22 protein-coding genes, 1 pseudogene and 1 other annotated feature are annotated in these 25,310 nt (G+C 46.5%); of the genes and pseudogenes, 17 read left to right on the forward strand and 6 right to left on the reverse strand.

What is annotated here, in order from left to right; translation table 11 throughout:
• Positions 1-148: 148 nt before the first annotated feature.
• Genes M1D67_RS03425 through ftsW form a run of 3 tightly spaced genes read left to right on the forward strand, consistent with a single transcriptional unit; the run spans position 149 to position 3,105 of the window.
• A complete protein-coding gene (locus M1D67_RS03425; protein ID WP_065643586.1) occupies positions 149-793 on the forward strand; it encodes a helix-turn-helix domain-containing protein in 645 nt (214 codons plus the stop codon).
• A 15-nt stretch (positions 794-808) separates the two neighbouring features.
• Positions 809-1,966 (forward strand): rod shape-determining protein RodA, encoded by a 1,158-nt coding sequence (gene rodA, locus M1D67_RS03430; protein WP_479831586.1) that lies wholly within the window; start codon positions 809-811, stop codon positions 1,964-1,966.
• A complete protein-coding gene (gene ftsW / locus M1D67_RS03435; RefSeq protein WP_479831587.1) occupies positions 1,963-3,105 on the forward strand; it encodes a putative lipid II flippase FtsW in 1,143 nt (380 codons plus the stop codon). The genes rodA and ftsW overlap by 4 nt, the downstream gene beginning before the upstream one ends.
• Positions 3,106-3,423: 318 nt before the next feature.
• Here ftsW and M1D67_RS03440 read toward each other — a convergent pair whose 3' ends face one another.
• Together M1D67_RS03440 and M1D67_RS03445 are read right to left on the reverse strand one after the other, a co-directional pair.
• The gene (locus M1D67_RS03440; RefSeq protein WP_219192634.1) at positions 3,424-3,483 is read right to left on the reverse strand and encodes a hypothetical protein; all 60 of its coding nucleotides are present in this window, start codon (positions 3,481-3,483) and stop codon (positions 3,424-3,426) included.
• 288 nt (positions 3,484-3,771) lie between these two features.
• Complete coding sequence (locus tag M1D67_RS03445) at positions 3,772-4,197, reverse strand: VOC family protein (protein WP_023855557.1); 426 nt, start codon at positions 4,195-4,197, stop codon at positions 3,772-3,774.
• Positions 4,198-4,291: 94 nt separating this feature from the next.
• On the opposite strand from M1D67_RS03445, the pseudogene M1D67_RS03450 reads away from it, so the two are divergent.
• The 13 genes and pseudogenes from M1D67_RS03450 (at position 4,292) to pgmB (ending at position 21,405) form a co-directional block, all read left to right on the forward strand.
• Positions 4,292-5,241, forward strand: a pseudogene (locus tag M1D67_RS03450) (helix-turn-helix transcriptional regulator).
• A 292-nt stretch (positions 5,242-5,533) separates the two neighbouring features.
• Positions 5,534-6,211: a DUF3298 and DUF4163 domain-containing protein gene (locus M1D67_RS03455; protein WP_035337087.1), complete on the forward strand. Its 678-nt coding sequence runs from the start codon at positions 5,534-5,536 to the stop codon at positions 6,209-6,211.
• Between the two features lie 71 nt (positions 6,212-6,282).
• Complete coding sequence (locus tag M1D67_RS03460) at positions 6,283-7,662, forward strand: polysaccharide deacetylase family protein (protein ID WP_479831588.1); 1,380 nt, start codon at positions 6,283-6,285, stop codon at positions 7,660-7,662.
• A 130-nt stretch (positions 7,663-7,792) separates the two neighbouring features.
• Complete coding sequence (gene amyS / locus M1D67_RS03465) at positions 7,793-9,331, forward strand: alpha-amylase (protein ID WP_479831589.1); 1,539 nt, start codon at positions 7,793-7,795, stop codon at positions 9,329-9,331.
• Positions 9,332-9,498: 167 nt separating this feature from the next.
• Complete coding sequence (locus M1D67_RS03470) at positions 9,499-10,449, forward strand: LacI family DNA-binding transcriptional regulator (RefSeq protein ID WP_020450398.1); 951 nt, start codon at positions 9,499-9,501, stop codon at positions 10,447-10,449.
• A gap of 115 nt (positions 10,450-10,564) precedes the next feature.
• Positions 10,565-12,328, forward strand: a complete 1,764-nt coding sequence (locus M1D67_RS03475) for a glycoside hydrolase family 13 protein (protein ID WP_479831590.1) — start codon at positions 10,565-10,567, stop codon at positions 12,326-12,328.
• Between the two features lie 94 nt (positions 12,329-12,422).
• The gene (locus M1D67_RS03480; RefSeq protein WP_026578955.1) at positions 12,423-13,676 is read left to right on the forward strand and encodes an extracellular solute-binding protein; all 1,254 of its coding nucleotides are present in this window, start codon (positions 12,423-12,425) and stop codon (positions 13,674-13,676) included.
• 41 nt (positions 13,677-13,717) lie between these two features.
• Positions 13,718-15,025 carry a carbohydrate ABC transporter permease gene (locus tag M1D67_RS03485; protein ID WP_479831591.1) on the forward strand — a complete coding sequence of 436 codons (1,308 nt, stop codon included), beginning with the start codon at positions 13,718-13,720 and terminating at the stop codon, positions 15,023-15,025.
• Positions 15,026-15,877, forward strand: coding sequence for a sugar ABC transporter permease (locus tag M1D67_RS03490; protein WP_023855564.1), 852 nt, complete (start codon positions 15,026-15,028; stop codon positions 15,875-15,877).
• 4 nt (positions 15,878-15,881) lie between these two features.
• Complete coding sequence (locus M1D67_RS03495; protein ID WP_105981350.1) at positions 15,882-16,766, forward strand: DUF1189 domain-containing protein; 885 nt, start codon at positions 15,882-15,884, stop codon at positions 16,764-16,766.
• On the forward strand, positions 16,744-19,080 hold the full coding sequence (locus tag M1D67_RS03500) for a glycoside hydrolase family 65 protein (RefSeq protein ID WP_197407012.1): 2,337 nt from the start codon (positions 16,744-16,746) through the stop codon (positions 19,078-19,080). Before M1D67_RS03495 ends, M1D67_RS03500 begins: the two co-directional genes overlap by 23 nt.
• Positions 19,022-20,728: a glycoside hydrolase family 13 protein gene (locus M1D67_RS03505; protein ID WP_479831592.1), complete on the forward strand. Its 1,707-nt coding sequence runs from the start codon at positions 19,022-19,024 to the stop codon at positions 20,726-20,728. The genes M1D67_RS03500 and M1D67_RS03505 overlap by 59 nt, the downstream gene beginning before the upstream one ends.
• Positions 20,725-21,405 carry a beta-phosphoglucomutase gene (gene pgmB / locus M1D67_RS03510; RefSeq protein WP_020450406.1) on the forward strand — a complete coding sequence of 227 codons (681 nt, stop codon included), beginning with the start codon at positions 20,725-20,727 and terminating at the stop codon, positions 21,403-21,405. The genes M1D67_RS03505 and pgmB overlap by 4 nt, the downstream gene beginning before the upstream one ends.
• A 215-nt stretch (positions 21,406-21,620) precedes the next feature.
• Here pgmB and tyrS read toward each other — a convergent pair whose 3' ends face one another.
• The 4 genes from tyrS to M1D67_RS03530 all read right to left on the reverse strand — a co-directional run bounded on the left by tyrS (position 21,621) and on the right by M1D67_RS03530 (position 24,737).
• Positions 21,621-22,874: a tyrosine--tRNA ligase gene (gene tyrS / locus M1D67_RS03515; RefSeq protein ID WP_020450407.1), complete on the reverse strand. Its 1,254-nt coding sequence runs from the start codon at positions 22,872-22,874 to the stop codon at positions 21,621-21,623.
• Between the two features lie 42 nt (positions 22,875-22,916).
• Positions 22,917-23,134, reverse strand: a binding site (T-box leader).
• On the reverse strand, positions 23,129-23,575 hold the full coding sequence (locus tag M1D67_RS03520) for a MarR family transcriptional regulator (RefSeq protein WP_223254891.1): 447 nt from the start codon (positions 23,573-23,575) through the stop codon (positions 23,129-23,131). (Overlaps the previous feature by 6 nt.)
• A 197-nt stretch (positions 23,576-23,772) precedes the next feature.
• Positions 23,773-24,339, reverse strand: coding sequence for a hypothetical protein (locus M1D67_RS03525; RefSeq protein WP_035337074.1), 567 nt, complete (start codon positions 24,337-24,339; stop codon positions 23,773-23,775).
• The gene (locus tag M1D67_RS03530) at positions 24,336-24,737 is read right to left on the reverse strand and encodes a hypothetical protein (protein WP_224067401.1); all 402 of its coding nucleotides are present in this window, start codon (positions 24,735-24,737) and stop codon (positions 24,336-24,338) included. The genes M1D67_RS03525 and M1D67_RS03530 overlap by 4 nt, the downstream gene beginning before the upstream one ends.
• Before the next feature lie 192 nt (positions 24,738-24,929).
• On the opposite strand from M1D67_RS03530, the gene M1D67_RS03535 reads away from it, so the two are divergent.
• Positions 24,930-25,310, forward strand: a complete 381-nt coding sequence (locus M1D67_RS03535; protein WP_020450411.1) for an RlpA-like double-psi beta-barrel domain-containing protein — start codon at positions 24,930-24,932, stop codon at positions 25,308-25,310.

Below are 25,310 nucleotides of genomic sequence, written 5' to 3' on the forward strand. Positions count from 1 at the left end.
TGTCAACAATTATAGGGTGGAATAAGTGAGATAAAACAGATGTCTATGGTTATTCGTTGACATTTTGACAACGGTTCTATATATTTATACCGACTTGGCCTTTTGGCTGATAGATTGATACATTTTTAGTGTGAGAGGAGAAAGGCTCGTGGATGAACAAAAGAAAAATCAGCTGGGGGCGCTGCTGAAAGAGCATTTGCGAAAAAGATCATTATCTTTAAGAGAATTGAGCGAACGCACTCAAATCGATAAAGCGACCATCTCAAGAATCATCAATGGCAAAAGAAAAGCAAACCTGAACCATTTGCAAAGGTTTTCAGAAAGTCTCGGCGTTTCTTTTGATGAGATGATGACAGCGGCCGGCTATGCGATCGAGAAGACGAGGGAAAGCGAACGTCAGGATATTCACTCGTCAGTTGCCGAAATTGAAGATGTTTTGCAAACCTCAAATGTCTATGATCGGTCCTTTACCACGGAAGAACTGAAAAACAAATTGAATGAGTACGAACAATATTCCCAGACGGAAGAAGGAAAGCGTACCATTCTGGCTGAGTTTGAATCCAAAGTCGAGAAAGTCGCCGGCGTTGGTCCTTTTCTGACCCGTTTGCACGACATGTACAGCCGATTTACCTCAGGGCGGGGGACGCCGCGTGAATTGCTGCTGATGGGCGGCGCTTTGCTGTATTTCATCGTTTCTGTTGATGTCATACCGGATTATATTTTTCCAATCGGCTATATTGATGATGCCGCAGCGGTTCAATTCGTTTTCAACCAGCTGTCACATAAATCATGATGGAGCATGTTATAGATGAAAAGAAAGCCTATCAACATTGACGTCAGCCTTCTGCTCATTCTATTTTGTTTGTTTATCATTAGTCTGCTGGCCGTTTACAGCGGGTCCGGCCAGTATGAAACACAGGACCCTTTTTATTTTGCGAAACGGCAGGTTTTTTGGTATCTTGTCGGGTTTGGCGTCATGGCGGGAACGGCCTACATCGACTATGAGCTGCTAGAACGATTGGCGCTTCGTTTATTTGCGGGAGCCGTTTTTCTTCTGATTCTCGTTCATTTTTTTGGAACTTATAAAAATGGTTCGCAAAGGTGGATCAGCTTCGGAGTCATCGAAATCCAGCCTTCAGAATTTATGAAGATCATTTTGATTCTTCTGTTGGCTTCGATACTCAACCAATTTCAGCATAAAAGGTTCTCCTTCACGGAGAGCATCATTCCGACGGGGAAAATCATAGTGTACACGGTGATTCCGTTTTTCTTCATATTGGTACAGCCTGATTTAGGGTCAGCATTGGTGATTTTGTCGATCGCATTCACGTTGATGCTTGTCTCGGGGATTTCGGGGAGAATGATCATGTCCCTGTCGCTTGGATTCATGGGATTGGTCGCCTTTTTGACGTATTTGCACAATCATTACTTTGAGATTTTTTCAAAGATAATTAAGCCTCACCAGCTTGACCGGATATACGGCTGGCTCAGTCCTCATGAACATGCTTCTACATATGGATACCAGCTGACGCAGGCGTTATTGGGGATCGGATCGGGCCAGATGTCAGGAAGCGGCTTTACTCATGGAACCCAAGTGCAGGGAGGGAAGATTCCGGAGGCTCACACCGATTTTATTTTCGCCGTGATTGGTGAAGAATTCGGCTTTTTGGGTGCCGTCACATTAGTCTGTCTCTATTTTCTGATGATCTACAGAATCATCAGGATCGCGATCTCGTCCAACAGTCTGTTCGGTCTTTATATATGTGCGGGGGTTGCGGGGTTGATTGTATTCCAAGTGTTCCAAAATATCGGGATGACGATCGGGTTAATGCCGATCACAGGGCTCGCTCTTCCGTTTATCAGCTATGGCGGCAGCGCGCTGCTGACCAACATGATCGCCTTAGGTCTCGTTTTCAGTGTGAATATCAGATCTAAATATTACATGTTTGGGAATGACTGGGGATGAAGGTGCACAAAATGATTCTTTCCCATCTAAAGAAACTGGATTATGTATTGATTGCTTCGGTTCTGTTTTTATCCTCGTTTGGCTTGCTGATGGTATACAGTGCCGGCTACCCCCTCGGATATATGAAGTATCATGATGGCAGCTATTTTTTTATGAAGCAGCTGCAGTGGCTGCTCAACGGTTTGACCTTTTTTTCGGCTGCCGTCTTTTTCCCTTACAAAGCTTACAGCAAACTCATCCGTTTTTTGGTGAAGCTTTCTTTTTTGCTGCTGATTCTCGTTTTGCTGCCGGGAATCGGGATGGAGAAAAACAATTCTCAAAGGTGGATTCAACTCGGTTCGCTCATGATCCAGCCGTCCGAGGCTGTGAAGCTTGTGATGGTTATTTATTTCGCCTATGTGTATGCAAAAAAGCAGAGATACATCGCCGATTTTGGAAAGGGCGTCATGCCGCCGCTGATCATTTTGGCCGCTGTGTTTTTTTTGATTTTAAAACAGCCCGACTTGGGCACCGCTGTTTCGATCCTGTTAAGCTGCGGAGCGGTTCTGTTGTGCGCCGGTCTCAGAATACGGCACTTGCTGCTTCTCGGAACAATGGCAGGGGCGGGCATCGCATATTTTGCTATGACAGCGTCGTACCGGTTAAAAAGGCTGACATCGTTCAGCGATCCTTTTCAAAATGAAAACGGAGACGGCTACCAGTTGATCAATTCCTACCTTGCCATTGATTCGGGCGGGGTATGGGGGAATGGATTGGGGAACAGCGTTCAAAAGCTGGGGTTTCTTCCTGAAGCCCATACGGATTTTATCATGGCGGTCATCAGTGAAGAACTCGGCGGTGTCGGGCTGTTGATGATCATCGGGGCCTACCTGTTGATCATGTTCAGAGGTGTTAAGATCGCTGCGCAAATCGATGATCCGTTTGGAAAGCTGCTGGCGGTCGGCATTACATTCCAGATCATGATTCAGGCATTATTTAACCTGGGCGCTGTTTTCGGCCTTCTTCCCATTACCGGAATTCCTCTTCCGTTTGTCAGCTACGGAGGTTCTTCGTTAATGTTCATGCTGACGTCAGCCGGGATATTGGTCAACCTCTCCTCACATGTGAAGCGGGGAGTAAAAAAAGAGGGGCCTTTCTGATGTAGAAAGGCATTTTCCCGATTTTGAAGTTACGATTGACCAGATGATCCTGTCATCAGGAATTTATCTTCTCATATCGCATTTGACCGTGACTCCATTTTTATATAAACGCATCCATATTGATAAATAAAGGAAATCGTGATATATTCAAGGTGTGAAACAGAATAATCTTTAGATGAATGCGTAAACTGAAAAAAACCGGAAGATGCGGCAACATCTCCCGGAAGCAACAGAGAGGCTCCGTAAAAAGGAGTCGGCTCTATTTTTAGATCCCAATTAAAAAGTAAGATCGTCTTGGTGTGGGAATCAAGGGCGATCTTACTTTTTTTTGTCGTTCGATGACAGAATTGCCACGACAAGAATGCCGAAAGAGACCATGAGTTGCAACGCCTCTGATACTGTCACATGCTCACCCCCTTTCTCTCCAAGAGATGGAGGGTGAGCCGACCGCCCTTATATAGAACCGAACTGTTGCTACCCCTTATTATACCAAAAAGAAGAGGAGTTTCCATAAATGCCCTTTGTCAAGTGAATTTGAAAAAGCGCAGTTTTTTAAATTTTTGCTGTCAAATACCGCTTTTTAGCCAAAAAACCCTGAAAATTTTTCCGTGCAAAAAAGGCCGGTTCATGAAACCCGGCCTTTTTTGATATGTCTCATTTGTTCATTTATGCGGGACGCGCGGCAAAAATTTGAAAGGTAACGCCGAACGGATCGGTGACAATGCCGTAAGCGGGACTGAAATAAGTCTCCTTCAGCTCAAGCTTGACCTCGCCCCGCTCGCTCAGCTTGCCGAACAGCCGCTTGGCCGAAGAAACGTCAGCTGCCGTTACGCAAATGGACAATTGGTTTCCACTTTGGAAAGGCAGTTCAGGAATGATGTCGGCGATCATCATGACGGCGTCGCCGATTGTCAAAACGGCGTGTGCGATGAAATCCAATTCGTCATCCTTAAAATTCGCCGCCTCATCTGCGGGGCCTTCGCCAATCGTCTGACTGAACTTTACTTCAGCCTCGAGTACATCACGATAATAATCAATCGCTTCCTTTGCTCTTCCATTCATCAGGATGTAAGGTGTAAATTGCGTTTTCATAGAGCGAACATCTCCTTTTTTTGTTGATCTAAGAAGATTGTATATTATAATGGTGACAACTTATGTCATGGTTAAAAAATGATTGGAGGTTTTCATGTCTAAAGCGAAACGATTGAATGAAATGATCATGATGGTAAACCGGAAAAAACGATTTACGGTCGGGGAGCTGGCGCAGGAATTCGGCGTTTCCAAGAGAACGGTTTTAAGGGATTTACAAGAGCTCAGCGAAATGGGGGTGCCCCTCTATTCTGAAACCGGCCCCCACGGAGGGTATCAAGTGTTAAATGAAAGGATTCTTCCTCCCATCGCCTTCAGCGAGAACGAAGCGATCGCCATCTTCTTTGCGATCGATGCGCTGAAGCATTATATATCCCTGCCGTTTGACGCTCAGTACGACTCCATCAAAAAGAAGTTTTATTTGAACCTTACAGGAGACATCCGGGATGCGATTGACAGTATGAAGGATCGCGTTGCTTTTTATACGCCTTATGAGCAAAAAGACGACATTCCGGTCTTAAAGGTGCTGCTTGAAGCGGCAGTTCAGCAAAAGGTGTTGATCATCGAATATGAAGCAAACGGTGCAGTAAGCAAGAGAAACATTCAGCCGATCGGAATCTATGCCAATCAAGGGAAGTGGTATTGCCCGGCTTACTGTTTTTTAAGACAAGACTACCGCATCTTCAGGTGTGACCGGATTAAGCGGGCCGAGCTTGATGAACATACGGCCCCGCTTGATTTGACCGATCTTAATTTAAAGAACCGTTTTTCAGCTGTGTCCCGGCCAAGGGAGACATTGGAATTATCAGCGGAGCTGACAAAAAAAGGAGTAGAACGGCACACGGTTCACTCAAATGGCCACACCTTGAGCTGGATGTAAAAGAAGACGGGTCCGGCGTGCTGAAAGGAGAAATCGCGCCGAAGGATATTGATTTTTTTGCGGATTATTTCATTTCATTCGGCCGGGAAGCAATTATTCAGAAGCCTTCCGAATTAATCGAAAGGATGAAGCGGACATTATCCGACATGCTGAAACAATACGGCTAAAATGAAGACTCCGGTCAGACTGATCACGAAGACCCCAGCCTGCGTTTTTCCTGCATTGACAGCCCCTCAAAAAAAGCGTGAAGACGCACGTCTCATTCATCATTCCGTTAACGACACTCTCAGGAATTGAGAGTGTCTTATTTTTGCCGTCAGAAGAAATTTTTACCCAAAAAAGTTGACGGGGGATTTAAAAGTGGGTATCATTACAAATATGAAATAAATATTACATTTGTGTTACAAAAGAAAATGATATGTTACGAGTTTAAAAGAAGATTGACAAAGGAGCATGCTTATGAAAAAAGCGATGGCTATTTTAGGATTCCTTGTACTCACAGCATCGCTGCTATTCATCATCAATAAAGGAACATCTCAAATAAACGCTTCACAAAATAGAAAAGCCGCGATTCACACGGAATATTACAAAGACATCAGTTCGCTTTCTTTTCCGGTATTCAGCGATTTGAAGGAAGAAGATGCCCAGCTGGCCAACGAAGCGGTAAAACATCATTTAAAAAACTCTTATAAAGAATTTCAAAAAATCGTTAAAGATGCCGAAAAGAAGGATAAGGACGAGGAGAACGTCTATGAAACGTCCTACAAAGTCAAATACAACGAGGAAGGCAAACTGAGCTTTTTAATCTATGACTATCAGTTCTCCGGCGGCGCGCACGGCATGTACACCGCTACATCCTACAACTTTGACTTTGACAAGCGCAAACAAGTCGTGCTGACTGACGTATTAAACAATCAGGCAAAAATCGAAAAAGCAAAAAACTATATTTTCAGCTATATCAACGAACATCCGGAACAGTTTTATTCTGATCTTAAAAAGAGCGATATCCGCTTGGATGAACATACGGCTTTCTATTATACAAGCAGCGGAATTTCAATTGTATTTCAGCAGTATGATATCGCCCCGTATGCGGCCGGAAATCAGGAAATAAAGCTTCCGTCGACGCTTTTATATTAGTCCCGGTATGAGAAACAATATTTGTAATAGAAACAGAGAAAGCAAGTCATGAAACAGGAGAGTGAGCAGCGATGTCTGGCAAACCATCATTTCGATGGGTTAAAATGTTGATTTTTTTAACGATATTAATAGGTTTGGCGGGGTACTCTTACAATAAGGTGTCAAGCAACAGTCAAGAGCCCCCTCAACCAAAAAAAGACGGCGGACAATCCGGCCTCGGCGTCGAATCCATGGTCAGCGACAGCAAACAAGAGCGGTATGCCATCCACTATCCGGTATTTCGCATAAAAGAAATCGATGAACAAATAAAAGATTATGTGAATCAAGAATTGGCCAGTTTTAAAGAGGATAATGCAAAGGCCCAGGCTCAGCATGAAGACGGGCCTTTTGAACTGAACATCAAATATAAGGTTGTCTATTACACAAAAGATGCAGCCAGTGTGGTGCTGAATCAATACATAGAGGCCGGGGGCGTTTCGGGTACAACGTCTGTCAAGACGTTTAACGCCGATTTAAAACAGAAAAAGCTGCTGTCCCTTCAAGACCTGTTCGAAGAAAATTCAGATTTTCTGAACAGGATTTCAAGCATTGCCTATCAGGAATTGAAAAATCGGAATCCGTCTGCCGACACGGCTTTATTAAAAGAAGGGACAAGCCCTCAGGAAGAGCATTTCAGCCGCTTCGCGCTCCTGGAAAACGAAGTCGAATTTTATTTTGAGAAAAAACAAACCGGTCTTGAGCAGTCTGTAAAAATAAAAAAAGAATGGGTAAAAGATATTTTAAAAGACCAATATCAGGATATGAAAAAGAGCCATCTTCAGGCCAAACGAGAGCAGGAGCCTGTCCCCCTTCCGAAACAGGCGAAAATAAATCCTGATGAAAAAGTGATTGCTCTCACATTTGATGACGGCCCGAATCCCGCTACAACGAATAAAATATTGAATGCTTTACAAAAGCATGAAGGGCATGCGACCTTCTTTGTGCTTGGAAGCAGAGCCCAATATTATCCCGAAACGATAAAACGGATGCTGAAGGAAGGAAACGAAGTCGGCAACCATTCCTGGGACCATCCGTTATTGACAAGGCTGTCAAATGAAAAAGCGTATCAGGAAATTAACGACACGCAAGAAATGATCGAAAAAATCAGCGGACACCAGCCGGCACACTTGCGCCCTCCATATGGCGGAATCAATGATTCCGTCCGCTCACTTTCCAATCTGAAGGTCTCGTTGTGGGATGTTGATCCGGAAGATTGGAAGTACAGAAATAAACAAAAGATTGTCAATCATGTCATGAGTCATGCGGGAGACGGAAAAATCGTCTTAATGCACGATATTTATGCAACGTCCGCAGAAGCGGCGGAAGAGATTATTAAAAAGCTGAAAGCAAAGGGCTATCAATTGGTAACTGTATCTCAGCTTGAAGAAGTGAAGAAGCAGAGAGGATATTGAATAAATGAGAAGAAAGCGCCATATCGGCGCTTTTCTGTTGCAAGAAAATATAGGGAAAACGATATTTGTTAAAAATTCCAAATATTTATACAATAGCATGTGTTTCACTTTGAAAGGGGAGAGGAAAATCATGAAACAACACAAACGGCTTTATGCCCGATTGCTGCCGCTGTTATTTGCGCTCATCTTCTTGCTGCCTCACTCTGCAGCAGCGGCGGCAAGTCTTAATGGGACGCTGATGCAGTATTTTGAGTGGTACATGCCAAATGATGGCCAACATTGGAAACGCTTACAAAATGACTCGGCATATTTGGCTGAACACGGTATTACTGCCGTCTGGATTCCCCCGGCATATAAGGGAACGAGTCAAGACGATGTAGGCTACGGCGCTTACGATCTGTATGATTTAGGGGAGTTTCATCAAAAAGGGACGGTTCGGACAAAGTACGGCACAAAGGGAGAACTGCAATCTGCGATCAACAGTCTTCATTCCCGGGACATCAACGTTTACGGCGATGTAGTCATCAACCACAAAGGCGGCGCTGATGCGACCGAAGATGTAACGGCTGTTGAAGTCGATCCCGCCGACCGCAACCGCGTAACATCAGGAGAACAGCGAATCAAAGCGTGGACACATTTTCAATTCCCGGGGCGCGGCAGCACATACAGCGATTTCAAATGGCATTGGTACCATTTTGACGGAACCGATTGGGACGAGTCCCGAAAGCTGAACCGCATCTATAAGTTTCAAGGAAAGGCATGGGATTGGGAAGTTTCCAATGAAAACGGCAACTATGATTACTTGATGTATGCCGACATCGATTATGATCATCCTGATGTCACGGCAGAAATAAAGAGATGGGGAACGTGGTATGCCAATGAGCTGCAATTGGACGGATTCCGCCTTGATGCCGTCAAACACATTAAATTTTCTTTTTTGCGGGATTGGGTCAATCATGTCAGGGAAAAAACAGGGAAGGAAATGTTTACGGTAGCTGAATATTGGCAGAATGACTTAGGTGCGCTGGAAAACTATTTGAACAAAACAAACTTTAATCATTCAGTGTTTGACGTGCCGCTTCATTACCAGTTCCATGCTGCATCGACACAGGGAGGCGGCTATGATATGAGGAAATTGCTAAACGGAACAGTCGTTTCCAAGCATCCTGTGAAAGCGGTTACGTTTGTTGATAACCATGATACACAGCCGGGGCAATCGCTTGAGTCGACTGTCCAAACATGGTTTAAGCCGCTGGCTTACGCTTTTATTTTGACAAGAGAAGCAGGCTACCCGCAGATTTTCTACGGGGATATGTACGGGACGAAAGGAGCCTCGCAGCGCGAAATTCCTGCCCTGAAACACAAAATCGAACCGATCTTAAAAGCGAGAAAACAATATGCGTACGGAGCACAGCATGATTATTTCGATCATCATGACATTGTCGGCTGGACGAGGGAAGGCGACAGCTCGGTTGCAAATTCTGGTTTGGCGGCGTTAATAACAGACGGACCCGGCGGGACAAAGCGAATGTATGTCGGCCGGCAAAACGCCGGTGAGACATGGCATGACATCACCGGAAACCGTTCCGATTCTGTTGTCATCAATGCAGAAGGCTGGGGAGAGTTTCACGTAAACGGCGGATCGGTTTCGATCTATGTTCAAAGATAGAAGAAAAGAGTGATAGGACGGATTTCCTAAAGGAAATCCGTTTTTTTATTTTCTCCTTCTTATAAAATTTCTTTGATTCCATCTTATAATTAATTTTAACAAGGTGTCATCAGCCCTCAGGAAGGACTAGCTGACAGTTTGAATCGTATAGGTAAGGCGGGGATGAAATGGCAACGTTATCTGATGTAGCAAAGAAAGCAAATGTGTCGAAAATGACGGTATCGCGGGTGATCAATCATCCTGAGACTGTGACGGATGAATTGAAAAAGCTTGTTCATTCCGCAATGAAGGAGCTCAATTATATACCGAACTATGCAGCAAGAGCGCTCGTTCAAAACAGAACACAGGTCGTCAAGCTGCTCATACTGGAAGAAATGGATACGACTGAACCTTATTATATGAACCTGTTAACGGGAATCAGCCGCGAGCTGGACCGTCACCATTATGCTTTGCAGCTTGTCACAAGGAAATCTCTCAATATCGGACAGTGTGACGGCATTATAGCGACGGGATTGAGAAAAGCCGATTTTGAAGGGCTGATTAAAGTATTTGAAAAGCCTGTCGTTGTATTTGGCCAAAATGAAATGGGCTATGATTTTATTGATGTTAACAATGAAAAAGGTACCTATATGGCAACACGCCACGTCATTGGGCTGGGCGTCCGCAATGTCGTCTTTTTTGGAATTGATTTGGATGAACCCTTTGAACGGTCAAGGGAAAAAGGCTACCTTCAGGCGATGGAAGGCAGTCTGAAAAAAGCGGCGATTTTCCGGATGGAAAACAGTTCGAAAAAAAGTGAAGCACGCGCACTGGAAGTGCTGGCATCCCTTGATGCACCGGCAGCCGTGGTTTGCGCTTCCGACCGCATCGCGCTCGGGGTCATCCGCGCGGCGCAATCGCTCGGCAAAAAAATTCCGGAAGATGTCGCAGTTACCGGCTATGACGGGGTGTTTCTCGACCGGATCGCTTCGCCTCGCCTGACAACGATCAGACAGCCTGTTGTTGAAATGGGAGAGGCTTGCGCCAGAATCCTGCTGAAAAAAATCAATGAAGACGGAGCGTCGCAAGGCAATCAATTTTTTGAGCCGGAACTTATTGTCCGGGAATCGACTTTGTAAGGGTCTCATTCTGTTACCGGTAACAAGCTGAAAATGATTGTTCCTGTTATGCCGTCATGATAATTTCAGAATAAAAGCCGGTTTATCACAGCCGGACAACCAAAAAGGGGGAAACATGATGGAATATGCAGCGATTCATCATCAGCCTTTCAGCTCTGATGCCTATTCTTACGATGGAAGGACATTGCACATCAAAATCCGTACAAAAAAGAATGACGCCGATCACGTACGCTTCATTTGGGGAGATCCTTACGAACACACCGGCGGCACATGGAAAGCGAACGAGCTTGCGATGGCGAAAATTGCCGCGACAAGCACGCATGATTACTGGTTTGCCGAAGTGGCGCCTCCATTCAGGCGTCTGCAATACGGGTTTATCCTTACAGGCGCTGATGGTCAAGACACTTTTTACGGAAGCAGTGGTGCCTGTCCGTTTGCCGGAAAAGCGGCAGATATGGCCAAGTACTGTTTTAAATTTCCATTTGTTCATGAGGCAGATGCGTTTAATGCACCCGACTGGGTCAAATCAACCGTCTGGTATCAAATTTTTCCAGAGCGCTTTGCCAGCGGCCGAGAGGATTTGTCTCCGGAAAACGCTTTGCCGTGGGGAAGCAAGGACCCCGAGGTGGACGATTTTTTCGGAGGGGATTTGCAGGGGATCATAGACAAACTGGACTATCTGGAAGACTTGGGGGTAGGCGGCATTTATTTGACGCCGATCTTTGCCGCGCCTTCCAACCATAAATACGATACATTGGACTATTGCTCGATCGATCCGCATTTTGGCGATGAGGAACTCTTTCGCACGCTGGTCAGCCGGCTTCACGAGCGGGGAATGAAGATCATGCTTGACGCTGTTTTTAATCACATCGGCAGCGCTTCGCGAGAGTGGCAGGATGTCGTCAAAAACGGTGAAAAGTCCCGTTATAAAGACTGGTTTCATGTTCATTCTTTCCCTGTTAAAGAAGGCGGCTACGATACATTTGCGTTTACGTCCGAGATGCCGAAGCTCAATACCGCCAACCCGGAAGTTCAGGCTTATTTACTTGATATCGCGCTGTACTGGATACGCGAATTTGATATCGACGGCTGGCGTTTGGATGTGGCAAATGAAGTCGATCATGCGTTTTGGAAGAAGTTCCGTCAAGCCGTTACTGCAGAAAAGCCCGACATTTTTATATTGGGCGAAATCTGGCATCAGGCTGATCCGTGGCTTAGAGGAGACGAATTTCATTCGGTTATGAACTACCCGTTCACAGAACCGATGATTGACTATTTTGCAGACGGATCGATTTCAGCTTCGCAAATGGCGAGCCGCATCAATTCGCATCTCATGAGCGGGATGAAGCAGGTCAATGAGGTGATGTTTAATTTGCTGGACAGCCATGACACGAAGCGGATTTTGACAAGATGCGGAGGAGATGAGAAAAAAGTACGCTCTCTTTTGGCATTTATGTTTGCTCAGACAGGCTCGCCGTGCATTTATTACGGAACCGAAATCGGGCTGGACGGCGGGGATGACCCATTGTGCCGGAAGTGCATGGTTTGGGAAGAAGAGAAACAGAATCAAGAGATGCTCACATTTATGAAACGGCTGATCGCTTTGCGAAAACAAGAAAATGATGTATTGACGTATGGAGCGCTCGAGTGGAGGCTGGTTGACGACGAAAACGATTTTGTCAGTTTTTCTCGAACACATGACGGAAAAGAGCTGATCTACTTCTTCCACCAGGGCAGCGAGGTGCGCCGTGTCAGATTGCGGGATTTGAAGATTGCAAGCGACAAAAGAATATATGATGCGTGGTCGGAAGAAGCGCTCCATCATGATGATGCGGTCGACATACAGCCAGGCGGGTTTTTCATTTTGGGGGCGGTTTAAATTCTGTTACCGGTAACAGAATTTAAACTATTGTAACCGCTTTCTATCGAGGATTACAATTGTCTCAGATTCTAAGATAGAAGGGGGAAAAAAGATGCAACATTTAAAAAAAGGATTTTTAGCGATGCTGGCGACAGTTCTGCTGTTCGGTCTTGCCGCCTGTTCAAGTTCAAAGGAAACGGGGGGCAACGGCGGGAAAAAAGTGCTGACCGTGTCTGTAGAAGAGGTCTATAAACCTTACGTTGAAAGCATAAAGGAAGGTTTTGAAAAAGAGAATGATGTGACAGTCAAAATTGTTGAAAAGCCAATGTTCGATCAGCTTGAAGCGCTTCCTCTTGACGGCCCGGCAGGCAATGCGCCCGATGTCATGCTTGCGGCATACGACCGTATCGGCGGCTTAGGACAGCAAGGGCATTTGCTGGAAGTCAAACCGTCTGAGACTAAAAGCTTCGGCGACAAAGAAATGCAGCAAGTAACAGTTGACGGAAAGGTCTACGGAATCCCGCTTGTTATTGAAACTCTCGTACTCTATTACAACAAAGACCTGTTAAAAGCGCCGCCAAAAACCTTTAACGAGCTTGAGGATTTAACAAAAGACAAGAGGTTCGCTTTTTCTTCGGAAAAAGGAAAATCGACCGCTTTTCTCGCAAAGTGGACGGACTTTTACATGTCATACGGTTTAATGGCGGGATACGGGGGATATGTATTCGGAGCTGACGGCACGGATTCAGGAGACATCGGTCTGAACAACAAGGGGGCCGTGGAAGCGGTGGAATACGCCGAGAAATGGTTCAGTGAATATTGGCCGAAAGGCATGCAGGACAATACGAGCGCTGACGATTTTATCCAGCAGACCTTTATGGACGGAAAAGCAGCTGCTGTTATCGGAGGTCCATGGTCGGCTTCCAATTATAAAGAAGCCGGTTTGAACTACGGTGCCGCGAAAATCCCGACATTGCCAAACGGAAAAGAATATGCCCCGTTTGCAGGCGGAAAAGGCTGGGTCGCCTCTAAATATACGAAAGAGGCAGAGCTTGCTGAAAAGTGGCTGCAATATGCCGCAAATGACGAAAATGCTTACCGTTTTTATGAAGATACGAACGAAGTTCCGGCCAACCTCGCCGCACGAAAAAAAGCAGGGGAGCAAAAAAGCGAGCTGACGTCGGCGGTCATCACACAATACGAAACGGCGACTCCGACTCCGAACATTCCGGAGATGGCCGAGGTGTGGACAGGTGCAGAAAGCCTGATATTTGACGCGGCAGCAGGGAAAAAATCGGCACAGCAATCAGCGGATGATGCCGTCCGTGTAATTAAAGAAAACATTAAAGAAAAGTATGTGAAATAAAACGGCGGTTTTAGCGTCCGGAAGAATAGAGGGCGAAAAAAATGAACAAAGACCAAACACTTGCAAAACGGAGCCGGAAGGCAGCGCTGTTATCGATTATTCCCGGTGCTGGCCAGATTGCAAACCGGCAGTTTTCAAAGGGGATCCTTTTTCTTGTCATCACAGGCTTGTTTATTTGTGAGTTAGCGGTTTTCGGTTATCAGGCGCTGATCGGCCTCGTGACGCTGGGGACTGTCCCGGGAGAAGATCACTCGCTGTTTCTGTTGATAGAGGGCACGCTGCAATTGATATTGACGCTCGTTTTTCTGATGTTTTACATCTTTAATCTGTATGATGCCCGGAAGACCGCCGCGATGAAAGCGGCGGGTTTGAAAATCAGCGAGACGGCCGGGGACATGATCAGAAATGCAGGTGACAAAGGGTTTCCGTATTTATTTACGCTGCCGGCATACCTCATGATGGTGTTTGTAATTATTTTTCCGGTGCTGGTGACTCTGTTTATCGCGTTTACAAACTACGATTTTTATCATATTCCGCCTAACAGTCTCATCGACTGGGTCGGCTTTAAAAATTTCATGAATATCTTTTTCCTTGGCTCATATCGGCAAACATTCGCCGATGTACTGGGCTGGACGATCATCTGGACGATCTGTGCGACAACGCTGCAAATTGTTCTCGGCATCGTGACAGCGTTGGTCGTCAATCAAAACTTTATTAAAGGCAAGCGGATGTTCCGGATCATCTTTCTGCTTCCGTGGGCCGTTCCGGCATTTATTACGATTATGAGCTTTGCCAACATTTTTAATGACTCGGCGGGCGCGATGAACGTCCAAGTGATCCCGCTTTTGAACCAGCTCCCGTTCGTCGATATCCCGGCTGTCGCATGGAAGACCGATCCGTTCTGGACGAAGACGGCTTTGATTATGATTCAGACGTGGCTCGGTTTTCCATACATTTATGTCATGGTGACAGGGGTGCTTCAGGCGATTCCCGGAGAGCTTTATGAAGCGGCAAAAATTGATGGCGCGACATTTATTCAGCGCTTTAAACACATTACGCTGCCGATGATTTTATTTGCGACCGCACCGGTGATGATTACCCAGTATACGTTTAATTTCAATAACTTCTCGATCATCTATTTATTTAATGAGGGCGGTCCGGGGAGTGTGGGGGCCGGAGCCGGGTCAACCGACATCTTAATATCCTGGATCTATAAGCTGACGACGGGAACGTCGCCGCAGTATTCCGTGGCGGCTGCTGTCACACTGCTCATTTCTTTCATTGTCATCGGGGTTTCCCTGATTGCTTTTAAGAAATCGAATGCCTTTGGCAATGAGGAGGTCATGTAGATGAGAGGGATTTTCAAAAATACGCGGTTCACCGGGATGCTGAACAAGGTTTTGACCTATATATTTTTAACGTTTTTAAGCATCGTGATTATTTATCCGCTTTTGATTACGGCATCATCCGCATTTCGGGTCGGGAATGTAGCGGCTTTTACACTCGATTTTTCGGGCCAATGGACATTGGACCACTTTAAGCGGCTGTTTGAAGAGACGCTTTACCTCAACTGGTACGGGAATACGCTTGTGATCGCGCTGTCTGTCATGGTGTTCCAGGTGACGATTGTGACGCTTGCCGGCTATACGTACAGCCGCTACCGGTTTGCGGGCCGAAAAAAGAGTCTCATTTTCTTTTTGATCATTCAAATGGTGCCGACGATGGCGGCGCTGACCGCTTTTTACGTCCTGGCCATGCTGATCGGAGCTTTGGACCAATATTGGTTTTTAACTGCAATCTATATCGGCGGCGGAATTCCGATGAACACATGGCTGATGAAGGGCTACTTTGATACAGTGCCTAGAGAAATCGATGAAGCGGCGCGGATTGACGGAGCGGGGCACCTGCGGATCTTTGCTTCGGTCGTTCTGCCGCTTGTGAAACCGATGCTTGCTGTCCAGGCGCTGTGGGCGTTTATGGGGCCGTTCGGCGACTATCTGCTGGCGAAATTTCTGCTTCGCTCGCCGGAAAGCCTGACCATCGCCGTCGGTTTGCAGACATTCATCTCCAATCCGCAGCAGCAAAAAGTCGCGCTGTTTGCAGCGGGCGCGATTCTTGCGGCTCTGCCGATTTGCATCTTGTTCTTCTTTCTCCAAAAGAACTTTGTGTCCGGTTTGACATCCGGCGGAACGAAGGGATAAACCGATGAACGACATGAGACACGAAAAGCTGATCGTCCGCTTTCTTAAAGCAGCGGCATCACCGGCGGGCGTCATGCGCTGCAAACATACATTCAGCTGGCTCGAAATTTCTTTTCTGTTTATGTTTTTGACAGCTTGCTTAACGGCGCCCGTGTCGATTGCGTTGATGAAAATGGACCGCTTCAACGCCGGGAATTTGCTCCCAAACGTTGTTCAAAAGGCTGACGCGCAATTCATCAAACAATTAAAAGGCTACCAATTGACAAACGGGAGATTGACAGGCGCAGACGAGCTGTACCGTGTGGAGAAAGAGAAAACCTTGCTGGCGGTCGATTTGAAGCATGAATTGAAAACAAGCGGTGAGAACGGCCGGATAAAGGCGGAAGGCGGCTATCAAAACGCGCTCATCTTTCAGTCAGATCATCTGATCATCAGCGATCAAAGCGGAGCGGGGTTTTCTGTCCGCTATCCGGCAAAGGCCGGGCTGAATGATCTGGATGCCGATCATGTAGGGGATTTTATCGGTGCCATGTGGTTTGCCCAATATAAGCCGCTTATCATCATGCTGGCCTGTTCCGCGGTTTTCATCATTTCGCTTTTTGTAACGGCCGTTCTGACGGGAGGCATCTGGATCTCCAAAAAATCCAACATGACCGGGATAAGGTCGTTTAAGGAAGCGGCCGCAGCGGCGGTGTGCGGATCAGCGCTTCCGGCAGCGGCTGCAATGGCTTTTGGTATGATCCGCTTTGACTTCATCATGATGCTGCTCATCCATTCGTGCGGAAGCGCTTTGATGGTCTCTTTCATCTTCAGGCATATATTCAAAACCCGCCATCACAACGAAAATCTTCAGTCAGGAGGAAATCATGGTAAATCAGCGGCTATTTGAGATCGACCAGTGGAAAATCAAAACAAACCAATTTGAAAAAGAACATAAGCGGCTTCAGGAAAGTCTGACATCCTTGGCGAACGGCTATATGGGGATCAGGGGGAATTTTGAAGAAAGCTATTCAGGCGAAAGTCTCAAAGGCACATATATTGCAGGGGTTTGGTTTCCGGACAAAACGCGTGTTGGCTGGTGGAAAAACGGCTATCCCGAATATTTCGGGAAAGTGATCAATGCGATGAATTTCATCGGAATTGATGTATATGTAGACGACGAAAAAGTCGACCTCAATCAAAACGGCATCGAATCGTTTGAATTGGAGCTTAATATGAAGGAAGGCATCCTGCGGAGAAGCGTTGTCGTTCGTGTGAATCAAAAGGCTGTCAAAATTTCGTCGGAGCGCTTTCTTAGTCTTGATGTCCAGCAGCTGTGCGCGATTCATTATGAAGCGGAATGCCTGACCGATGAAGCTGTTATTACACTTGTCCCTTATCTTGATGGCCATGTCGCAAATGAGGATGCCAATTTCGAAGAGCGGTTTTGGCAGGAAGAAGTGAAAGGCGCCGAATCTCATCGCGGTCATCTTGTGACGAAAACGATTGAGAATCCGTTTGGAACGCCGCGTTTTACGGTGGCTGCTTCAATGTGCAATGTGACAGAAGGATATGTCAGCGAGCATTTTCAAACGGATGCGATGTACGCGGAAAACCGCTTCTGTTACGAAGTGAAGCCGGGAACAAAGGCTTCTTTAAAAAAATTGATCATTGTCACAACGTCCCGGGACTTTGAAGAAGCAGAGCTTTTAGTAAAGGGCAGGGCGCTTTTGGCTGATGTTCTTCAGCAGGGATATGAAGAAGCGAAGCGGAGGCATACCGAACATTGGATGGAAAGGTGGGCAAAGGCTGACATTGAAATTAAAGGGGATGATGAGCTTCAGCAGGGCATCCGGTACAACCTCTTTCAGCTTTTCTCGACATACTACGGAACCGATTCGCGCTTAAACATCGGGCCGAAAGGATTCACGGGCGAGAAATACGGAGGAGCCGCCTACTGGGATACTGAGGCGTACGCCGTTCCTGTGTATTTGGCGACGGCCGAGCCGGAGGTGACAAAGAATCTGCTTTTATACCGATATCATCATTTGGAGGCAGCTAAACGGAATGCGGCCAAACTGGGGCTGAAGGGAGCCCTTTATCCGATGGTGACCTTCACAGGCGATGAATGCCACAATGAATGGGAGATCACCTTCGAAGAAATTCACCGCAATGGCGCAATCTGTTATGCGATCTACAATTATGTCAATTACACAGGCGACCGTGACTATATGAAAGAATACGGGATAGACGTTCTCATCGAAATCAGCAGATTTTGGGCTGACCGTGTCCACTTCTCAAAACGTAACAACAAATATATGATCCACGGCGTTACAGGGCCGAATGAATATGAAAACAATGTCAACAACAACTGGTATACGAATTTGATTGCGTCGTGGACGCTTGAGTACACGCTCGAAAACCTCGCTGTCCTCCCGGAGGAAAAACGCCGCCGGCTTGATATACGGGAAGCCGAAATCGAGAGGTGGAAGGATATCATTGCGAAAATGTACTATCCATACAGTGAGGAATTAAATGTTTTTATTCAGCATGATACATTCCTAGATAAAGAGCTTCAGGCAGCGGATGAGCTTGAACCGGATGACCGCCCGCTCTATCAGAATTGGTCATGGGACAAAATTCTCCGCTCCAGTTTTATTAAGCAGGCGGATGTTCTGCAAGGCATTTATTTCTTTAATCATCGATTTACGACGGAAGAAAAACGGCGCAACTTTGAATTTTATGAACCGATGACGGTTCATGAATCGAGCCTTTCGCCGTCTGTCCATGCGGTGCTGGCGGCTGAACTCAAAATGGAAAAGAAAGCGCTTGAACTGTATAAGCGTACAGCGAGGCTTGACCTGGATAATTACAATCATGACACAGAGGAAGGGCTTCATATTACATCGATGACTGGAAGCTGGCTCGCGATCGTGCAAGGATTTGCCGGCATGCGGACCCAAGATGAGACGCTGTCGTTTGCTCCGTTTTTGCCGAAGGAATGGGACGGTTATTCGTTCAACATCAATTATCGGAACCGGCTAATCAATGTGCAGGTAGAGGAAAACAGCGTCGCCTTCAACCTTGTAAAAGGAGAACCGCTTTCCATGACAGTTTATGGAGAGCAAATCGCACTGAACGGACGGTATGAAAGGAGGATGCCCGATGAGCCAATGGTGGAAAGAGGCAGTCGTGTATCAAATTTACCCGCGGAGTTTTTATGATTCCAACGGAGACGGATTCGGTGATTTGCAGGGCGTGATTCAAAAGCTCGATTACATTAAAAGCCTCGGAGCCGATGTTATCTGGCTGTGTCCTGTGTTTGATTCCCCGCAAGATGACAACGGCTACGACATCAGCGACTACAGAAGCATATACGAAAAGTTCGGGACGAACGATGATATGTTTCAATTGATTGATGAAGTGCATAAACGCGGAATGAAAATCATCATGGATCTTGTCGTGAACCACACGTCTGATGAACATGCCTGGTTTGCCGAAAGCCGCAAGTCAAAGGACAATCCTTACCGTGATTATTATTTTTGGAAAGATCCAAAGGCGGACGGTTCAGAACCGAACAATTGGGGATCGATCTTTTCAGGCCCGGCATGGACATTCGATGAGCGGACAGGGCAGTATTATCTTCACTACTTTTCGAAAAAGCAGCCTGACTTAAACTGGGAGAATGAAGCGGTTCGCCGGGAAGTATACGATTTGATGACGTTTTGGATGGACAGAGGCGTGGACGGCTGGCGGATGGATGTGATCGGTTCCATTTCCAAATACGTCGACTTTCCCGATTATGAAACAGATGACAGCCGTCCTTATGTCGTCGGCCGCTATCATTCAAACGGCCCCCGTCTGCACGAATTTATACAAGAGATGAACCGGGAAGTGCTGTCCCGTTACGACTGCATGACGGTCGGCGAAGCAAACGGCTCAGATGTTGAAGAAGCGATAAAATACACGGATCCAAGCAGACATGAGCTGAACATGATTTTTACATTTGAACATATGGACATCGATACAAAACAACATTCGCCGAATGGGAAATGGCAGATGAAGCCGTTTGATCCGATCGCTTTAAAAAAGACGATGACGAGGTGGCAGGCCGCTTTAATGAATGTCGGCTGGAACACGCTTTATTTCGAAAATCATGATCAGCCGAGGGTCATATCCCGCTGGGGCAATGACCGCGAACTGCGCAAACAATGCGCTAAAGCATTTGCAACGGTCTTGCACGGGATGAAGGGAACCCCGTTCATTTATCAGGGAGAAGAAATCGGCATGACAAACAGTGAAATGCCGCTCGAGATGTATGATGATCTCGAAATCAAAAACGCATACCGCGAACTTGTCCTTGAAAATCAAACGATGACAGAGGAAGACTTTCGAAAAGCCGTGGCGAAAAAAGGGCGGGATCACGCGAGAACGCCGATGCAATGGGATGACGGAAAACACGCGGGCTTCACAGCTGGAGAGCCTTGGCTGGCGGTAAATCCCCGCTATCAAGAAATCAATGTGAAGGAATCGCTCTCAGATGAAGATTCGATTTTCTATTATTATCAGAAGCTCATCGGGCTGCGCAAACAACATAAAGTTATCGTACATGGAGATTACCAGCTGCTGCTTGAGGATGATCCGCAAATCTTTGCGTATATCCGTGAATACCGGGGCGAAAAGCTGTTAGTCGCCGTGAATTTGTCAGAAGAAAAGGCGCTGTTTCATGCTCCGCCGGAATTGCTTGAAGACAAGTGGGATGTGCTGTTATCCAATTACGCCCGCGATCGGCTTGATATAAGCGGCAGCATGGACATGGAACCCTATGAAGCTTTTATGATGATCAGCCGGGCAAAGGGTTCGACATTATGAAAGCGGTCATTTTTGACTTGGACGGCGTGATCACGGATACGGCCGAGCATCATTATCTCGCTTGGAAACATACTGCCGAACAAATCGGCATTGAGATTGACCGGAGCTTTAATGAACGACTGAAAGGCATCGACAGAGAGCGGTCGCTTAACACGATTTTGATTCACGGCGGTGCGGCCGGAACGTATCGGGAGGCGGAGAAACAAGAGATCATGCGCCGGAAAAATCAATACTACCAACAGCTGATCCAAAACTTGACACCGCATGACCTGTTGCCGGGAATCGCCGGGCTATTTGCCGAATTGAAAAGGGAAAATGTAAGCATCGCGTTAGCTTCGTCAAGCCGAAACGCGCCCGCTATTTTGCAACGGCTCGGGCTCATGGACGAATTTCATGCTGTCGTTGACCCGGCTGCGCTTGCTCGCGGAAAGCCCGACCCCGAAATCTTTTTGACGGCCGCAGCGCTGCTCGGTGTGCCTCCGTCTCAGTGTGCAGCAATCGAAGACGCTGAAGCCGGGATCGCCGCGATCAAATCCGCAGGGATGTTTGCGGTGGGAGTCGGTGATGAGACATCGCTGAGCGGGGCTGATTTGATCGTGCCCGACACAAACGAGCTGACATTTGAGCTGCTGAAGGAAGGATGGCAGCGCTGTTGCTGCATAAGAGAAGACAAATGAATCGTAAAATGGCAGGCCGCCGCTGGCGGCCTTATTTGCAATCAGAGAGGTGAAGGCAAAATTAAGATCAAGGTGTTCGGGAGGCCGTTCGGATATGCTTTTCGAATCGAAACCATCAGGCGATTGAATACCGACCTGTTGCAAATTCTAACGCCTGCGCTTTTCATGAAAAACAGCCTAATCGATCCTTTTAAAAGGATGATTAGGCTGAATGTTTATTGAGACATTTGCAATTTGACAAACTTCCGTTTGCCGACTTGGATAATCATACCGTGTTCGACCGCCACATCCGCATGAATCGATTCTGCTTTGATGCCGTTGATTTTAACGCCGCCGTTTTGGATCATTCGGCGGGCTTCGCTTTTGGAAGGGAGGAGTCCGAGCGTCACCAATAAATCGGTGACAGGCACCGTTCCGTCACCTTGCCAGTGTACAGGCGTTATATTGTCCGGCGCGCTGTTTTGCTGAAAAACCTTTTTAAACTGCTGTTCGGCCGCTTCGGCTGCCTCGCTTCCATGATACATGTTGACGATGGTTTTCCCGAGAAGCATTTTCGCATCTCGCGGATGAACGGCCCCCGTTTCCAAATCTTTGACAAGTCGTTTTTTATCTTCCGCCTCCAGGTTGGTCGCAAGATGGATATATTTTTTCATCAAACTGTCTGGAAGCGACATCGTTTTTCCGAACATTTCATGAGGGTCTTCATCAATGCCGATGTAATTGTTCTTTGATTTCGACATTTTTTCAACCCCGTCAAGTCCTTCAAGCAGCGGCATGAGAATGACGACCTGTTTTTCTTTTCCATACTTTTCCTGAAAGTGTCTGCCCATGAGCACGTTAAAATGCTGATCCGTTCCGCCCAGTTCGATATCGCTGTCGAGAACGACCGAATCATATCCCTGCATCAACGGGTAAAAGAATTCATGAAGCGAAATCGGCTTTTGCATGGCCATTCTTTCTTCAAAATCATCGCGTTCCATTAAACGGGCGACGGTAATTTTGCCCGCGAGCGCAATGACGTCTTCCAAGGTTAATCGTTTCAGCCATTTTGAGTTGTAGTGAAGCTCGACTTTGTTCTGATCAAGCACTTTTCCAAACTGTTGAAAGTATGTTTCGGAATTGCGGCGGACTTCTTCGTCCGTCAGCTGTTTCCTTGCGGCGGATTTTCCTGTCGGATCGCCGATTTTTCCTGTGAAATCTCCGATCAGGAGCTGGACGATATGTCCATTTTCCTGAAATTGGCGCAGCTTATTCAAGACGACAGTGTGGCCTAAATGAACGTCAGGCGCCGACGGATCGAGACCAAGCTTAATTTTCAGCGGTTCGCCGGTCAAAATCGATTTGGCCAGCTTTGCCCGCAGTTCTTCCGGGGGAATGACCTCCTCCGCTCCGTTCATATATAAGTGAAGCTGCCTTTCGACTTCCCGCTTCTCGGCAGTTGTCAGTTGATCAAATTGTTGTTGCTGCATGATAACTCCTCCTTTTTTGTATAAAAAAAGAGCCTCATCCCGATAAGGGACGTGGCTCAAATGCACGCGGTACCACCCTGGTTGAAGACCTCCGTCTTCCGCTCTATTTCAGATAACGGTTTCCCGTTCTTTGCTACTTGAAGGTTCACAAAGAAAGCTCAGGGAGGTAATTCGCGTCTGCCTTTGTACCGGCTCGCACCAGCCGCCGGCTCTCTGGAACAGGGAGACAGCCCGCTACTTGTTCCCGTCGTTGCTTATGGTTTATGAAGATTGTCGTTCACTTTTCGAAGGAGCTCGATCAATGTATTCTGCTCCTCTTTTGTCATGCCTTTGATCAGCATTGTTTCCCCTTTGTGGAACGCCGGATAGAGCTCTTCAATAGCGGCTTTTCCTTCAGGGGTGATCTCGGCGTATACGTGTCTGCGGTCTCTCGGATCCGTGCTTTTTCCGCAAAAGTTCTTTTTTTCAAGCGTTTTAATGACATTGCTCGCAGTGGCTGTTGAAATGCCTGACAGTTCAGCGAGTTTTCTCGTTTCAAGCCTGCCCCATACCCATAGATCGTAAAGAATCGAAAAAGCCGTCCATGACAATTGATATGAGGAAAGGATCTCGGTCTCCATTTTGACGCGGAGCTTTTGCGCTGACCGGTAAAGGTTGGTGGCAACCGAAATGGCTTCAAGATTCAAGGACTCGATCGGCATGCGTTTCAGCTTGATGAGTGTGTCGTGTTCTTCCTGTCGAAGATGGGGGGATCTATCCAAATCGTGACGCCTGCCTTTTTATTTTCAGAATCATTAGCTATGAAACGAATTTTAACAGATGGTTTTCATCCATGCAAGCCCTTTTTTGATATGACGAGAAAAGCCGGCATCATGATGATGACCGGCTCTTGTTTCAGCTATTTTTTGGTGATCTGTTTGCGGCGCACTTCAACCCGATCCCCTTTTTGAATGTTGTCATACTGTTTTTTCGAGACGAGGACGGCATGTTCTTTTCCGTTTTGATCTTCAATCAACAGCCAATATCTTTTTTCTTTTCGTTCAGAGAGCGCTTTTTCTTTGATTCCGGCGGTGCGGAGCATGCTTTTTTGTTCTGCTGTATATCCGCCCGCGTGGAAGATCATCCAGTATGGAAAGTAGTAATTCAAAAAGGCTGATCCAGCAGGATTTTGATTGAGTGTTTGCTTGATGCTCCCTTTGTACAGGGCATTGGACGGCAGTGTCCGCTGGATGGCGTTGAACTGACTGCTCTTGTTTAAATATTGTCGGCTCGCAGACTGATTCATATAACTGCGCATTCTCTGGTTGACTGAACCCGGACGTGTTTTTAAAGAGCTGTTATTAGCCGAGGAACTCGAAGCCTTGGTTCCGGATGTTCCATTGCTGCCTGTTGCCTCTGCTTGAGCAAAAGGCAGCAAGAGAGACAGTGCCATGATCAAAATAAGAGGAGCGCTTTTTTTCTTCATTGTTCATCACTGCTTTTTTGTTCCACTTTATCTTTGACGACGCCCTCAAGCGGCTCCTGGTCATATTTGATGTATGGGGGACGGTAGATGAAGGCTTCATGATCGCGGATTTTAATATAAGGCTGTTCGACATTTTCCACATTTTCTACATATTTTTTGAAAGTCTCCGTCTTTTCTTTCCCATTTTTCACGTATGATGCTTTCAGTAAAGGTGCTTTGTCGGATTCGCTGTCATTCACGTAATCAAACCATACGAGATCGTATTTTTGAATGGATTGGTCTTCTGAGACCTCCTGTGAACGGTCTGAAGCGGATGATGAACATCCAGATAGGGGAACGGCGAAAAGCATCGCAGCCGCGGATAACGAGATCAGTTTCGATTTTTTCACTGTGATCATCCTATTCATTTCGGTTTCTCTTTTATATACGAACGATCCCGGCAAAGGTGTCATCTGTTCTTGATAGTCTGGTAGAAAACTGGGCGTAATAATTGCATTTTAAACGTAAACAAACTGTAAAATACCATTTCTATGAAAAAAGGTATAATTTGAATGTCAGAAAAAAATCCCATTCACGGAGGATATTTTTATATGAAGAAGATACTTTTTTCTGTTTTTGTTTTGGCAGGCAGCTTGCTATTGGCATTCAATTTTGCCGGTGAGGCGAGTGCTAAAACGAAAAAAGTCAGCGGCTACATCACTTGGTACAACGGCGTGGGCAAAGTCGGCGCTGACGGCAAAAGGCTCGGCCATTGGGACTGCGCCACAAAGATGGGCTTCGATGTTCCGAGAAAAGGCACAAAAATAAGAGCCTATTCTAAAGCAAAACCAAAGAAAGTCATTACAGTCTATAAATATGATGTCGGCAGAATGCCGGGCGCTGTGTTGGATGTAAGCCCGAAAGCTTTTAGAGCTTTGGGATTTCCGACAAGCAAAGGAAAGGTAGCCGGACATTATACATATAAAAAATAG

This window comes from Bacillus sp. PK6-025 (assembly GCF_056530265.1).